Consider the following 14,397-nt stretch of genomic DNA (forward strand, 5'->3'; position numbering starts at 1 on the left):
AAATAGCCCCCTTACTCAGCTTGTTCTGCAGAAGGTTGAATGCGAACGGACATACCATTACGGACACGCTGTAAGCCTTGAGTGATGACTGCGTCGTTCTTCTCTAATCCAGAATGAACAATTACACCACCTTCAACCTGACGACCCATCTCGATGTTTCTGCGCTCAGCAACTGGTGCCGCTTCACCTTCAACCAGTACCATCACAAAGTCACCTTCTAGGTCGGTTTGTACTGCTCGGCGTGGGATAGTCACAACATCAATAGATTGCTTTTCACGTAGATCCACACGAACGTGTTGACCAGGAAGTAATCGTTGATTCGGATTATCAGCGATTGCGCGCATCGCGATCGTACCGGTATTGAGATTGATACGGTTACCCAAAAAATCGAGCTGACCTAGGTGTTCAAACGCTTCACCATTCTCAAGCATAATCTGAACTTCAACACCTGCAGAGTCGCTGCTGCCGTCACCTTCAATACGGTCCATACCCAGCTCAATACGCTCACGCTCACTAATGCTGAACGATGCATGAATTGGATCTAGGCTAACCAAAGTCGTCAATACACCTGAAGACGGTGAAACCAGATCACCTTTACTTACTTTAGTGTCACTGATTCTTCCAGAGAAAGGCGCGATAATTTTGGTATGAGAAAGTTGGACATTCGCGGCGTTTAACTGAGCTTGGCTGGCTTCAAGCTGTGCTTGAGAGCCTAATAAGTTTGCCGTTAATGCATCGAATTCTGATTGAGAAATACTGCCTTTCGGAAGTAGGTTTTTACCACGGTTAAAATCAAGCTCGGCTTTCTTAAGGTTCGCGTTTGCTTGAGCAACAGACGCTTTTGCGCTTGCAACTTCAGCTTCAAACGAAGATGGCTCAATGGAATATAGCAGCTGGCCCTTTTCGACCATTTGACCTTCATTGAAATGACGGCTTTGTAGATAGCCCGAAACTTGCGCTGTGATAGCCGTGTCTTCAACGGCTTCAATACGACCGATGTACGACTTACTTTGCTGGTGAGAAACAACGCTAACATCCTGTACAGCTACGAGAGGTAAAGGCGCTTGCTTAGCATTTTGAGCATCTTGCCCACATCCAGCAAGAATAAGAGAGCTTGCAAGAGCCGTAAGGATCAACTTTTTACGCATGGTTATACCGTCACTTATTAGTATTTGAACAGCATAAAATTTACGTAACACACTCGTTACCATTGTCCGAGGAATATCAATTATAACTAGTCAAAGTGTATCAATATGTTAATTGAAACCAAGTGCTTATAAAGTGATTACAAACACGCTACAATTCCTAAGTAAATCAACCTCTCAGCTTTTGTTCTCTATGGATATTGTCTAACATAATGTATTGTCAGACAGATAAGCATTCACATTTAATTGTTAAGGAATTCTCATGATTTCAAAATGGGCTAAACGTTTCTATCAAATGGCGGAATTGGTCGGTTCTTGGAGTAAAGATCCTTCAACTCAAGTCGGCGCCGTAATCACTAAGCACAACCGTATTGTTTCCGTTGGCTTTAATGGCTACCCACATGGCGTGTCTGATAGTGCGGATACTGATGACAGAGAGATGAAGTACCTAAAGACACTTCACGCTGAAGAAAATGCGATTCTATTCGCTAAGCGTGATTTGGACAGTTGTGAAATATGGGTAACCCACTTCCCTTGTCCGAACTGTGCAGCAAAAATCATTCAAACAGGAATTTCAGCAGTACATTGCCCAGAGCAAAGTGAAGATTTCCTTTCTCGCTGGGGTGATAAAATCAAAGTTAGCCAAGATATGTTTGAGCAAGCTGGCGTGCAAGTCGATTGGCTGCCACTCGCTGACCTAGATTAAGCTATTAGATAGCAAGAACAAAAAAGCCGAGAGTCGATATTATCGCTCTCGGCTTTCTTTTTTGGACTTATAGTTTGGACGCTGTAGCTTAGTCGCAATAGACCGATAAGCAAATTAAGCGCTCGTTGGAAACTCCTCCGCGTACGCTTCCATAAAGTCCTTGCGAATGTCTTGCTCTAAATGAATCGCTTTTTCGGTCGGGCAGAAGATCATAAAATGTACTTCTTGCTCACCCGTCGAACTGCTCGTGATATGGATGTGAGGCTCAGAACCAGGAAGGTCAACACCAGCGTGCTTTTCGATCACTCCGTTATAACGGCGGGCAACATCGATAAACTCTTCGCAATGCTCTTCAATTTTCACAATAAGACCCGGCACCATAGGGTATAGGTTTACAAAGTCTTTCACCGTCACAACAAAGTTATGGTAAACATAGCGCTTCATGAAGTTGAGGTTCTTTACCGGATAAGTGAAGAACATGCTATTGGGTAGCGTGGCAGTCTTGCCAGTGAAATGATATTGCCCATGATACAAATCTATTTCTTGAATCACAGTCGCCATCAAATTGTGCTCAATCACCTCACCGCTGATTTTACCCACCTCAATCCAGTCACCAATTCTAAATGAACGAGAACTCGCACGCTGAATAGAACCTGTGAAGCACAATATGATCTCTTTAGATGCGACGACTATAGCAACCGCTATGGCCGTAACTGACAGTGCAAACTCACTGATTTCGGATTTCCACAACACAAATAACGTCACAACAATAATCGCGAATGTGCCGTTTTTGGTTCGTGACATCCAGTTACGTTGGTCTTCGCTAAGGAAAGCAACATCACCTCTTATTTGAGACAAGGTGATTCGGCGAATGATCAAAATAATAGTGATAATCAACGCACTAAAAATAAACTTATGAGCGAGTAGGAAATCTATTACTTGCCACACTTTTTCCATTACTTAATCCTTAGCATTACAACAGTTAGCTTTACAACGATTAGCTTTACAAGAAAGCCGCTAATATCAGAGCTATGAAAAAGCGCTCAACTCCGGAGCGCTCGTGTTCATTCTGGTACCAGCCTAGCTAAGGCTATCATTTTATCTGGGCAGAAGTAATAAATTGGCCAAAAGTTTCACACCAAATCACAACGGTATTAAATCGATTAAGATCAATACCTTCAGGAAGCTCAACCATAAAACGGTCGAATGTTTTCACATCTCCAACTCTGAGTAACTCGTTCTTACTGTCATTAAAAGCTTGTTCGGTTTCAATAAACTTAGGCGAGAGGTAGACCTTGTAGTCTGGTCCCGGCGCCAGTTCGCCCTCAAAAGCAATCGCACTTTCAGATACAGAGACGATGCCTTCTCCCCAATGCAAGAAATCACTGTCTTCTCGGTCTTTGGTAAACTCACCTGTGTAGATAGCCTGCTGACTGATCGCTTCGACAGAACTTGAGGAAGGAGAATCAGGCTCAATCAAAATAGGTAGCGCATAAACACCAAGCCCAAAACCAACAGCACCCACGGCTAAGTGGGTGCAAAGTAAAACTAACTTTTTCATCGCGTACTCCCTTATACTTAAAGAGAGTATTATTGAATACTCTCAAAAATACAAAGAGATATAACGCTCTAATGTTCTATTTTTGGTAATGAGTTGCCGTACGTTGAGACAATTCGACAATTACTTTTACCGCTTGCTCCATGCCTTGAATGGTAATGAACTCATGAATACCGTGGAAGTTGTAGCCACCAGTAAAGATATTCGGACACGGTAGTCCCATGAAAGATAAGCGAGCGCCGTCAGTACCACCGCGGATAGGTTTGATCATAGGCTCAACGTCGCACTCAATCATCGCTTGCTTAGCCAACTCAATAATATGCTGATGAGGTTCAACCATCTCTTTCATGTTGAAGTAACTATCAGTCAGTACCAACTCAACATGGCCTTTCTCTAAGCGCTCATTCAATTCATCCACTTTTTGCTGCATGAATGCTTTACGTGCTTCTACGCCTTCACGCTCAAAATCACGGATGATATAACCCAATTCAGAGCGAGCGACGCCCATTTCAGCCGATTTCAGGTGGTAGAAACCTTCATAGCCTTCTGTGCATTCAGGTGTTTCTTGCGCTGGCATCATCAATTGGAATTGCGCCGCAATGTTCATCGAGTTCACCATTTTACCTTTTGCGGTACCTGGGTGAACGTTTACGCCGTGGCAGATAACATCAGCACTTGTGGCATTAAAGTTCTCAAACTCCAACTCACCGACTGGGCCGCCATCAATGGTATACGCCCATTCAGCACCAAACTTCTCAACATCAAACAGGTTCGCACCACGCCCAATCTCTTCATCTGGCGTAAAACCAATACAAATATCGCCGTGTTTGATGTCAGGATTCGCTTTCAGGTAAGCAATCGCGCTGATGATTTCAGCGATGCCCGCTTTGTTGTCGGCACCAAGCAGAGTCGTGCCATCAGTAGTGATAAGATCATGACCATGCAAACTATCCAGGTCTGGGTATTGGCTTGGGTTCAAACTCTCGCCACTTTCACCTAATTCAATCGTTCCACCTCGGTAATCTTTAATCACTTGTGGTTTCACGTTGGCACCTGATGCATCAGGAGCGGTATCCATGTGCGCCACAAAACCAATAGCCGGCACAGGATAATCAACATTAGAAGGCAGCTTCGCCATCAAATACCCATTTTCATCTAAAGACACATCAACTAAGTCTAATGCAACCAATTCTAACTTTAAGGCTTCAGCAAAGGTAATTTGACCCGGTGAACTTGGGCATTGCTGATTAGAAGGATCGGATTTGGTATCAAAAGTAACGTAATTCAGAAAACGTTCTACAAGCTTTTCCATAATTTATCTCACCATGGATTAAGTAATTGATTTACTGACTTAATTATTAACGTAAATAAATGATGTATTTTTAGAAAAATACGAACACAGAGTCAGCAGCGAGGTTTTTCATCTTACGCCCCTGACCATCTATGTAATTGCTCTAAATCATTATTGTACGAAATTAGAGGAGCTTCCTATACTTAAAAACAGAGGGTTTCGTCAGTTCCAATATTGCATACGGATGATAAGCGATCGCTTTGTACGCATTCTACGCCCTTCGCTCTCAGCCCAAAAAAAGTACAAAGTGGATGATGATCACAGTTTATCCTTGATGCAAAATCTGTCATACGTTACACGGAGACACTGTTATGACGATTAATAAATATTTCATTTTCTCTCCTCAAGCCTCTGAGGAAACACTTCAACCAGTATTAACTGAGAAAGAAGTTCAAAGGCAGGAAGCTCTAAGACAGGCGCAGACCCAGGGTGGGTTCGATACCAACGCGACCTCGTAACTTGATAATACTCAGAACGTATTTATAGAACCCCTAATAAAGAGCTCTACTTCTCTATGATGTCGAGCTCTTTGTCTTTAGACCTTTCTCTATTTCCAATTTGCCCTATTCAGGCGTCAGCCTATCAGCACTCTTTTACTTTCCGACCTTCGCCTATACCTGTATCTATAGCTACTCGATTACATCGCCATCTCAGTTCACACGCTGAGAAATGACTCATTAAACTTCCCCAAGCCATACCTTGTCGTGCCATTTTGTGCTAATAATTCATATTCGTTTTCATTCCTCACTCGCCCTCTTTTCAAATACTTTTATGCGAGTACCAGAGAACTTAACCACAGGAATCCCGAATTCAATGGAATATTCAAAACTAGGAAGTAGTCAAATTCCCGTTTCCCGTATCTGTCTTGGTAGCATGACTTGGGGGCTGCAAAATACGCAACAGCAAGCCGACCAACAGATCGAATACGCATTAAGCCAAGGTATTAACTTTATCGATACAGCAGAAATGTACGCGGTTCCACCTTCTCCAGATACCTACGGCAAAACAGAAGCAATTATCGGCAACTGGTTGTCTCGTAATCCACAGCGTCGCCAAGAGTTGATCATTGCGAGCAAAATTGCGGGGCCAGGACTACCTTGGGTTCGAGATGGTGGCCCTATAACCGGTGAAGCGGTGATCGCAGCAGTTGATGCATCATTAAAACGCCTACAAACAGACTATATCGACCTTTACCAACTTCATTGGCCAAATCGCACAACGCCACACTTTGGTAAACATTTCCCAAATCACATTCGATTCAGTGATATTGACCGAAAACAGCATGAAGCTGAGATGTTGGAAATTCTACAAGCACTGGCAAGCTGCATTAAGGCGGGTAAAATCCGCCATGTTGGGCTTTCAGATGATTCCACTTGGGGCATTAACACTTACCTCAAGCTGAGCGAAAAACACGATTTGCCACGTATGGTTTCGATTCAAAATGAATTTAGCTTGCTGCACGCAAAAGACTGGCCATATCTGATTGAAAATTGTGTGCATGAAGATGTCGCTTACCTACCATGGTCGCCTTTGGCTGCAGGCATGTTGAGTGGAAAGTACATCGATGGCGCAAGACCGGAAGGCAGCCGTTGGACTTACATGCAACGTAAAGGCATTTTCCGCGACACCGAGTCTGCCAATGAAGCGGTGAAAGGCTATGTTGAAGTGGCGAATGCTCATGGATTTACTCCGAGCCAACTGGCATTGGCTTGGTGTAATCAAGTTGATGGGGTGACGTCCACCATCATTGGTGCAACCACTATGGAGCAGCTAAAAGAGAACGTTGCCGCTTTCAGTAAACCGTTATCAAAAGAGATCCTTACCGATATCAATACCATCTTTAAGCGCTATCCTGCTCCGTATTAAGCTGTCAGTTCAGCGAGACTTAGGTAAGTAAATCCCCATAAGAGCGCGCTATTTAGTGCGTTTTTCTTTTTTAAGTGAGTTGCTTTTGCTTTTTATGTGGATCGCATTGAGTCATCACGCTTTTGGTTACCCAACCTTTGCTCTATAATGCGCGAGCTTATATCTAGGATAAAAACATGATTTCAAAAAACCAATTAAAACTCCTTCGTGCTTTGGGCCAAAAGAAACAACGTAAAGCCCACGGCCTATTTCTAGTTCAAGGTGAAAAGAACGTTCTTGAGCTGTTCAATAGTGACTTAGTCGTGAAGAACGTCTTTGCTACCGCTGATTTCTTATCTGAAAATCACGCATCACTGATTGAGTTTGATTGTGTTGAAGCCTCACTGGATGACCTAACCAAAGCGAGCACTTTGGTAAGTAACAATGCAGCGATTGCGGTTGTTGAGATCCCAACGTTTGAACTACCAGAAGCGACAGGACTGATGATTGCACTTGATGGCGTTTCAGACCCTGGCAACCTAGGTACGATTATTCGCGTAGCAGACTGGTATGGCATCAAGCATATCGTTGCGAGCAGTGATTGCGCAGACCCATACAACCCTAAAACTATCAGCGCGACTATGGGCAGCTTTGGCCGAGTACACGTAAGTCAAACTGACTTACCAGCTTACTTAGAGCAAGCGAATCTACCGGTTTACGGTGCATTTTTGGAAGGCGAAAGTGTTCATAAGACTGACTTCACTGCAAATGGCATTTTGCTGATGGGCAGCGAGTCTCACGGTATTCGTGAACACGCCGCTAAATACGTGACAGATAAGATTACGATTCCAGCATTCGGTGGCGCAGAGTCTTTGAACGTTGCAATGGCGACTGGCATCATTCTCGACAACATGCGTCGTCAGCACAGCTAGGTCTCATAAGCTAACGATCCAGTCGACAATGTTCAAATATTAAAAAAGGCGTATTGATTAAATCAGTACGCCTTTTTATTTAAGTTCTTTTCAACAATTACTTTTCTAGCATTGCCAACTTATCAGCGACACCATTCCACTTCTCAGCGTCATCCATTGGTGCTTTTACTTCCGTTTGTACCGGCCAGATTTCGGCAAGCTCTGCGTTCACTTCGATAAAGATTTTTTGATCTTCTGGTAGCTCATCTTCTTGGAAGATAGCTTGAGCATCACATTCAGGTACACATAAACCACAATCAATACATTCGATTGGGTTGATTACCATGAAATTTGGGCCTTCATGGAACGCATCTGCGGGGCACACTGCCACACAGTCTGTGTATTTACATTGAATACAATTATCGCCTACGACAAATGCCATGATGCTCTGCTCTATAAGTTAGTCAAAATTGAAGAATGGGGATAATACTCATCCCAAAGCAAAATTCAACATCATACGGCTCTAATATCGTGTCTATTTGCTCCATGTTTCCAAATTAGTATGACAGATAAATCAATTTCTCGTAAAATGCGCGCCATTGTGAGCTTATCGCTTCTTTCAACATCAGCGTTTTCATCAAACTCTGTATAAAGAAACGAACTAGCTAAGACACCTATAAAAACGAGACATCGAAATGATACGTTTAACCGAAATTAAACTCCCACTAGACCATGAAGAGTCTGCTATTCAAGACGCTATTGAAGCGAAACTTGGTATTAACTCTGATCAGGTACTCTCTTTTAATATCTTTAAACGTGGCTACGATGCTCGTAAGAAATCAAAGATCTTACTTATCTACACGCTTGACGTTCTCGTTGAAAACGAAGTTGAGTTGTTGGAACAATTCATCAGCGACCCGCACGTAAAAGTAACTCCTGATATGGAGTACAAGTTTGTTGCTAAAGCCGTTGAAAACCAAACTGAACGCCCTGTGGTTATCGGCTTTGGCCCTTGTGGTTTGTTCGCTGGCCTAGTGCTTGCTCAAATGGGCTTCAACCCAATCATCGTTGAGCGTGGTAAAGAAGTTCGTGAACGTACTAAAGATACCTTTGGTTTCTGGCGTAAGCGCACACTGAACACAGAATCAAACGTTCAGTTTGGTGAAGGCGGCGCAGGTACCTTCTCTGACGGTAAGCTTTACAGCCAAGTGAAAGATCCAAAACACTACGGCCGTAAAGTAATCGAAGAGTTCGTTGCAGCTGGTGCACCAGAAGAGATCCTATACGTAAGTAAGCCGCACATCGGTACCTTCAAACTGGTTACCATGATCGAGAAAATGCGTGCATCTATCATCGAGTTAGGTGGCGAAATTCGCTTCAGCACTCGCGTAGATGACCTTCATATGGAAGATGGCCAAATCACTGGCTTAACGCTTTCTAACGGTGAAGAGATCAAATCTCGCCACGTTGTACTGGCTGTTGGTCACAGTGCCCGAGATACGTTTGAAATGCTGTACGATCGTGGCGTTTACATGGAAGCGAAGCCTTTCTCTGTTGGTTTCCGCATCGAACACAAGCAATCGATGATCGATGAAGCTCGTTTCGGTAAGAACGCAGGCAACCCAATCCTAGGTGCTGCGGACTACAAATTAGTTCACCACTGTAAGAATGGCCGCACTGTATACAGCTTCTGTATGTGCCCAGGTGGTACTGTAGTAGCTGCAACGTCTGAAGAAGGCCGCGTAGTAACTAACGGCATGAGCCAATACTCTCGTGCAGAACGTAACGCAAACAGCGCAATCGTTGTTGGTATCGACCCAGAACGCGATTACCCAGGTGATGCTTTGGCTGGTATCCGTTTACAACGTGAACTAGAAAGCGGAGCTTACGTTCTTGGTGGCGAAAACTACGATGCCCCTGCTCAGAAAATCGGTGACTTCTTGAAAGGTCGCGATCCAAGTGCAATCGGTGAAGTACAACCGTCGTTCACACCGGGTATCCACCTGACTGATATTTCAAAAGCGCTGCCTGATTTTGCTATCGAAGCGATTCGTGAAGCAATCCCTGCGTTCGAGAAGAAGATCAAAGGTTTCTCTACGCCAGACGGCCTACTAACCGGTGTTGAAACTCGCACGTCTTCTCCTGTATGTATCAAACGTGGCAAAGACTTCCAAAGCATCAACCTTAAGGGCTTCTTCCCTGCAGGTGAAGGTGCAGGCTACGCAGGCGGTATCCTGTCTGCTGGTATCGATGGTATTAAGGCTGCAGAAGCGCTAGCGCTATCAATGGTAGAGCAGAACCAAGCTGAGAAAATAGAGATAGCTTAAGCGCTTTCAATAAAACGAAGCCATATAACGGTCAGCAAAACTAAAATCCAGTGTCTTATAGACACTGGATTTTTTATTGCATAAAGGTATCTAGAGTTATTAAGTCACAACTTCGTCAGCGTTACTTACAAGTCTCTTTTGACCAGTTCACACCATCATCTGAACACTCAAATCGACTTGTGCCATTTTGGTAGTAATAACCTTTAGTCCAGTTACCTTGAGAATATCTAGACGTTATCGTTTGAGTATAATCAAACGGCGTATTTTCAATGTACGCATACTTATGTCTGTTCCAGCTGTCAGATCCATAGGAACTGTTGTCATTAAAATCTACCGATAGGTAGTTGAGCGTATCAAAGTCGCTGCGCGACACACTATCCAATGAATCGCCTAGATTAACCCACTCTGGATGTGGTGCGTTATTCTCAAAATTAAATTTCGCTTGTACTTGGGCAAACTGATCTTTGTAGTCACCGACAAGATCTGCCGACAAGGTTTGCATGAATCCAGCACCGACATTTTGACGTGAACAACTGTCCCAATCAGGTTGTTTAGACCAACCACGGTTCAACACACCAAAGGTCGCGAGTGAGTTAGGCAAAACCTGTTGCTTGATCGTCTCTTGCACCGAACATGAATATTCCGTTCCATCACTATCCAATGAGAACCAAGCTTCTTTGTCATATTCCAAACCATTTTTCTTTTGGCTATTACGCTCAATATGCTTATTTAACGCCAGTTCGGTCTGCAAATCAGCGGACACTTCATGTTCAATAACAATCAGCTTGTCAGCAGTCATCACTGTTTTAACTTTATACCACTTATTAATTTCGTTCTTCTTAGTGTAATCCCAATGCTCCCAGTAATAATCAACATAAGCTTGCTGAGCTTTTGGGTTCTCTTTTTGAATATCTTTCGTCTCTTGATACGACTTTTTAATAGCTGGCATCATTTTCTGCGCTAACTCATAGAGCTCGGTATTTTGATTCTTAACGAAATCACCATACAAATCTTCCACTGCGATGTTGTATCGGTTCGCAATTCGGAAGTCATGCTCTTTCACATTTTGGATAACGCTATTTTGGGTGTTCACGGCTTGCTTTAAGGCAGAGCAACTGTTTAAGCCACCTTTATACAAGTCGGCTTGAATTTCATTCCATAGAACGGTTGTCAGTGGTGTTGTAGACTTAATTTCTTGATCGGAACTTACCGTCATGACAGGCGGAAATACTAGCTGATAAGGTTCAGTAATCGGCGTGTTGGGGTTATCCGCATCAATGGCGCCGACAGGCACATTTACTACGATTGGGGCATAATCCATACAGTCTGAATTAGAGCCCGTTAAAGATAGTTCATAGCTCCCTTCATCGTCAGTGATACTACTAGGCTCACCTTCATCTAACACACCGTTATAGTTGATGTCTAAAAATGCAGTCGCCCCTGAGATATAACCATCGATAGCCACACCTTGTAAGGTTTTCGTTTGAGGTGCTGGCGTATTGTTACTGCTGCTACCACCGCCACCTCCGCCACAAGCCGTGAGGCCACCAGCGATAAGTGCGATAGAAATAAGCTTAAGTTTCATTCGATTAGATCCTAATGAAATAGATTTATGAGTAGGGGTGTCATTGGGGGATGACCGAGAATGACTTTGATAGTCATGCTGAGTCATAGTAACGATTGGTGTTCAAAAGAAACATGAAAGGGTGATAGGCAATTCATGCATGTTTTCATTATGATCGAGAAATTAGGGGGGGAAAGACATAAACTCAAAAGTGGATTAATTACCCCTCGCTTGAAGATATCCAAAGCTTATAAAAATCACTATAGCCAGTTTGATTTATCTCTACACCATGAACTTCAACACTGTTAGATACCTTCTCTTTACCGTGAAATAACGGGCAAAGTAACTTCTGTTGATAGAGCGACTGTTCAATTTGTCTCAACTCGTCAATTGGACTATCACTACTTACAGCAGAGCGAACTCTCTCACAATGCGCCTTCATCTCAGCACTGTTAAAAATAAATCTGAGTCCAGACGAGGCAAGCAACCAATCATAAAGACCGTACTCTTTTGGCTGTTCAATAATCTCTTCGATAAACAACAAGTCTGCCGACTCACTCATTAAGCTAGGATCACTAATATTAGGAAGTTCAATGACTTCAATAGTCACGCCTGTCTTCGCGATAGTTTGCTCAAGCCAGTCTGCCATATCTTGAAGCAAAGGAATCGTCATTTTAGGTCGAGTTAAAACAACCCTCCCCATCAAAACAGGAATGGGATTACTGCAGGTTAGTTCACTAAGCGAGAAAGATAAGTCATCCGTCACCATATCGGCATCAAACTCCTTACTACTGGATTTGATAAATGATACCAAGCTGTCTAAGTCTTCGGGGGTAATGCCTGAGTTTTCTCTACGATTAACCGCAAGATACGAAAGTGCATTAATCATAGTTTCTTCCGCAATGCCAGATCTATTAAAACTCAGGGTGTGATCGTTTAGACCCTCGATGTCGGTGAGCGTTATCTGTTCTAACAAGGCATTTTGAGCAAAGTAACCTCGGTGACGTTTAAGAACCAAGCGCTCTTCGCTCCAATCATCTAATGAGAAAGGGCCGGTTCCGATATAGGCACTGCGTCCACTAGCAAAATAGCTACGCTTGCGACGGTAAATAGACGCGTGTGCACTACACAGCGCATAGATAAACATCGGGTTTGCGTGTGTCAGCTCAATAATCAGTTGTTTATCACCCACAACTTGAACATCACTGACCTGATCAAATAAAGACTGTACTGGCCCTTCGATATTTTTTAGCTGCAACAAACATTGAGCAACATCTTTGGCCGTTAGATTTTCACCGTCATGGAATAACACATTCGGTCTCAACCAAAAATGCAGAAAGCGCCCTTCCATCTCCCAATGGTGCGCGAGGCTCGCTTGGGGATTTCCTTCATGATCTTGGACGAGTAACGTATTGTAGAGACTCCTTAAGATGTGATGTTCGGCAGTTCGGTATGTTTTTGCTGGCTCAAGGTTATCGACCCACGGATATTGAGTGATCAGCAAATGATCATGTTGTTGATTGAACAGACTATGTTTTTCAGTCGCTAGCGTCAGTGCCTTTATTGCCGCATCACCATAGCTTTCTAGAAGACGGGGAATAACGTTAAAGCACCCCTGTTCTAACTGAAGCGCTAACACTTGTTCTAACGCTTCGGGGAAGCTGACCAAAATTCTAAATTGGCTAAGTTTCCCTCTTCCTTTAGAAGGAATCCAACAAATCCAGCGATATTTCGATAAGCATTTAAGAATGATCGAAGTGTTTCTACGAGAAGTCGATAGCGAGTGTTCTAGAGCATCGATCGTTAGGTGATACTCTTCACCTAATTCATACTTTGCAATAAGCTGCTGAAGTCTACGTAAGTTAGCGTCGTTCAATGGATATCCGAATTAAGCGTCTAGAGGAACGAAAATAGCTGTAACCTAAATGGGAGGTCTATTTACTCGTTCAAGTTGAAATATGCTTTATGAAACTGTTGATATAAATAATATCAAGATCCAACTTAATTTATAAACACCTCTTTTAGCAAACAAAATAATCAATGATGGTTCATATTCAGTGATAAAAATAAATGGGAGATTAATCCTCCACTGAATTCGTTATTTGCTCTGCATTCCACTTGCCTTCATGAATCGCTGAGTTGACGTCTCTTCTTGGTAGCCACCCCATGGTTTCAAGTTCTGGTTTATCTTTGAAATGATCAACGTAGCCAATACACAGGTAGGCCACAATATCGATGTTTTCCGGGATATCGAGTGCGTCTCGCAGTACTGAATCGTGGAGAATACTCACCCAACCTAACCCTAGATTTTCTGCCCTTGCCGCCAGCCACAAGTTTTGAACCGCACAGACTGTGCTGTATAAGTCCATCTCTTGTTTGATGGTTCTACCTAGCACAACCTTTCCGGTTCGATTACGGTCGCAAGTTACACAGATACCGATAGGTGATTCAACGATACCTTCCAACTTTAAGCGTTTATACATCGCCTGCTTTTCATCGGTAAACATTTCTGCTGATTCTGCATGAGCCTGATTGAAACCGGCTTTGATTTGTTGCTTGGTTTCGATATCACGAACGACAACAAAATCCCAAGGCTGCATGAACCCCACACTGGGAGCATGGTGCGCTGCGGTTAGCACACGCATCAAAACATCTTCTGGGATCTCATCGGGAAGAAACTGACCACGAACATCTCGGCGAGAAAAAATCGTTTTATATACTGCTTCGCGTTCATTCGGCGTAATTTCCATACATCCCTGTCTTATCGTCGTCTTATTGAGTCAGTATTATCCAACTAAAGTATGTATGTTGCTAGGGCGTGTTGACCTTTCGTGGTTAAATTTTGTTCGAGATAAAAGCGTTTTAATCGCGGCGAGGGAGAAGTAGCCTAGTCATTCTAAGCAAATCTCCCTCAACAAAGAGTAAAACGCTTTTTGCGGGGGCACACAGCTCGAACCCTTCGGGACGCGTTTACCAGTCATATCTACTAC

13 protein-coding genes are annotated in these 14,397 nt (G+C 43.3%); 5 read left to right on the forward strand and 8 right to left on the reverse strand.

Features of this window, described 5'->3' with window-relative positions:
* Positions 1-11: 11 nt before the first annotated feature.
* Entirely contained in the window at positions 12-1,148 is a 1,137-nt protein-coding gene (locus FTW16_RS09645) for an efflux RND transporter periplasmic adaptor subunit (protein WP_146490866.1), read from the reverse strand.
* A gap of 259 nt (positions 1,149-1,407) precedes the next feature.
* Here FTW16_RS09645 and FTW16_RS09650 point away from each other — a divergent pair, with 259 nt between their 5' ends.
* A complete protein-coding gene (locus tag FTW16_RS09650) occupies positions 1,408-1,851 on the forward strand; it encodes a dCMP deaminase family protein (protein ID WP_004737813.1) in 444 nt (147 codons plus the stop codon).
* 114 nt (positions 1,852-1,965) lie between these two features.
* Here the strand turns inward: FTW16_RS09650 and FTW16_RS09655 are convergent, their stop codons facing one another.
* The 3 genes from FTW16_RS09655 to pepT all read right to left on the reverse strand — a co-directional run bounded on the left by FTW16_RS09655 (position 1,966) and on the right by pepT (position 4,721).
* Positions 1,966-2,808 carry a mechanosensitive ion channel family protein gene (locus FTW16_RS09655; protein ID WP_061016542.1) on the reverse strand — a complete coding sequence of 281 codons (843 nt, stop codon included), beginning with the start codon at positions 2,806-2,808 and terminating at the stop codon, positions 1,966-1,968.
* Positions 2,809-2,944: 136 nt separating this feature from the next.
* On the reverse strand, positions 2,945-3,412 hold the full coding sequence (locus tag FTW16_RS09660) for a DM13 domain-containing protein (protein WP_146490867.1): 468 nt from the start codon (positions 3,410-3,412) through the stop codon (positions 2,945-2,947).
* 76 nt (positions 3,413-3,488) lie between these two features.
* Positions 3,489-4,721, reverse strand: a complete 1,233-nt coding sequence (pepT, locus tag FTW16_RS09665; protein WP_146490868.1) for a peptidase T — start codon at positions 4,719-4,721, stop codon at positions 3,489-3,491.
* A gap of 350 nt (positions 4,722-5,071) precedes the next feature.
* Here pepT and FTW16_RS24485 point away from each other — a divergent pair, with 350 nt between their 5' ends.
* From FTW16_RS24485 to FTW16_RS09675, 3 genes are all read left to right on the forward strand, one after another.
* A complete protein-coding gene (locus tag FTW16_RS24485) occupies positions 5,072-5,218 on the forward strand; it encodes a hypothetical protein (protein WP_179946887.1) in 147 nt (48 codons plus the stop codon).
* Positions 5,219-5,573: 355 nt separating this feature from the next.
* The gene (locus FTW16_RS09670) at positions 5,574-6,626 is read left to right on the forward strand and encodes an aldo/keto reductase (RefSeq protein WP_146490869.1); all 1,053 of its coding nucleotides are present in this window, start codon (positions 5,574-5,576) and stop codon (positions 6,624-6,626) included.
* Positions 6,627-6,802: 176 nt separating this feature from the next.
* Positions 6,803-7,537: an RNA methyltransferase gene (locus FTW16_RS09675; protein ID WP_065584752.1), complete on the forward strand. Its 735-nt coding sequence runs from the start codon at positions 6,803-6,805 to the stop codon at positions 7,535-7,537.
* A gap of 97 nt (positions 7,538-7,634) precedes the next feature.
* Here the strand turns inward: FTW16_RS09675 and fdxA are convergent, their stop codons facing one another.
* Positions 7,635-7,958 carry a ferredoxin FdxA gene (gene fdxA, locus FTW16_RS09680; protein WP_010431058.1) on the reverse strand — a complete coding sequence of 108 codons (324 nt, stop codon included), beginning with the start codon at positions 7,956-7,958 and terminating at the stop codon, positions 7,635-7,637.
* A gap of 253 nt (positions 7,959-8,211) precedes the next feature.
* Between fdxA and FTW16_RS09685 the strand changes: the two genes are divergently transcribed.
* Positions 8,212-9,843, forward strand: coding sequence for an NAD(P)/FAD-dependent oxidoreductase (locus FTW16_RS09685; protein ID WP_146490870.1), 1,632 nt, complete (start codon positions 8,212-8,214; stop codon positions 9,841-9,843).
* 121 nt (positions 9,844-9,964) lie between these two features.
* Here FTW16_RS09685 and FTW16_RS09690 read toward each other — a convergent pair whose 3' ends face one another.
* From FTW16_RS09690 to bluB, 3 genes are all read right to left on the reverse strand, one after another.
* The gene (locus FTW16_RS09690; protein ID WP_146490871.1) at positions 9,965-11,428 is read right to left on the reverse strand and encodes a hypothetical protein; all 1,464 of its coding nucleotides are present in this window, start codon (positions 11,426-11,428) and stop codon (positions 9,965-9,967) included.
* A gap of 199 nt (positions 11,429-11,627) precedes the next feature.
* A complete protein-coding gene (locus FTW16_RS09695; RefSeq protein WP_146490872.1) occupies positions 11,628-13,283 on the reverse strand; it encodes an ABC transporter substrate-binding protein in 1,656 nt (551 codons plus the stop codon).
* A 202-nt stretch (positions 13,284-13,485) separates the two neighbouring features.
* Positions 13,486-14,157: a 5,6-dimethylbenzimidazole synthase gene (gene bluB, locus FTW16_RS09700; RefSeq protein WP_146490873.1), complete on the reverse strand. Its 672-nt coding sequence runs from the start codon at positions 14,155-14,157 to the stop codon at positions 13,486-13,488.
* Between the last annotated feature and the right edge of the window lie 240 nt (positions 14,158-14,397).

It is taken from the genome of Vibrio sp. T20 (assembly GCF_007858795.1).
GTDB classification, from domain to species: Bacteria; Pseudomonadota; Gammaproteobacteria; order Enterobacterales; family Vibrionaceae; genus Vibrio; species Vibrio satsumensis.

Excerpts from the sequence above, each read along its gene's own strand:
- FTW16_RS09670 (WP_146490869.1), top strand. The coding sequence starts at position 5,574 with ATGGAATATTCAAAACTAGGAAGTAGTCAAATTCCCGTTTCCCGTATC.
- FTW16_RS09650 (WP_004737813.1), top strand. The coding sequence starts at position 1,408 with ATGATTTCAAAATGGGCTAAACGTTTCTATCAAATGGCGGAATTGGTC.
- FTW16_RS24485 (WP_179946887.1), top strand. The coding sequence starts at position 5,072 with ATGACGATTAATAAATATTTCATTTTCTCTCCTCAAGCCTCTGAGGAA.
- FTW16_RS09690 (WP_146490871.1), bottom strand. The coding sequence starts at position 11,428 with ATGAAACTTAAGCTTATTTCTATCGCACTTATCGCTGGTGGCCTCACG.
- fdxA (WP_010431058.1), bottom strand. The coding sequence starts at position 7,958 with ATGGCATTTGTCGTAGGCGATAATTGTATTCAATGTAAATACACAGAC.
- FTW16_RS09685 (WP_146490870.1), top strand. The coding sequence starts at position 8,212 with ATGATACGTTTAACCGAAATTAAACTCCCACTAGACCATGAAGAGTCT.
- FTW16_RS09675 (WP_065584752.1), top strand. The coding sequence starts at position 6,803 with ATGATTTCAAAAAACCAATTAAAACTCCTTCGTGCTTTGGGCCAAAAG.
- pepT (WP_146490868.1), bottom strand. The coding sequence starts at position 4,721 with ATGGAAAAGCTTGTAGAACGTTTTCTGAATTACGTTACTTTTGATACC.
- FTW16_RS09660 (WP_146490867.1), bottom strand. The coding sequence starts at position 3,412 with ATGAAAAAGTTAGTTTTACTTTGCACCCACTTAGCCGTGGGTGCTGTT.
- FTW16_RS09655 (WP_061016542.1), bottom strand. The coding sequence starts at position 2,808 with ATGGAAAAAGTGTGGCAAGTAATAGATTTCCTACTCGCTCATAAGTTT.
- FTW16_RS09645 (WP_146490866.1), bottom strand. The coding sequence starts at position 1,148 with ATGCGTAAAAAGTTGATCCTTACGGCTCTTGCAAGCTCTCTTATTCTT.
- bluB (WP_146490873.1), bottom strand. The coding sequence starts at position 14,157 with ATGGAAATTACGCCGAATGAACGCGAAGCAGTATATAAAACGATTTTT.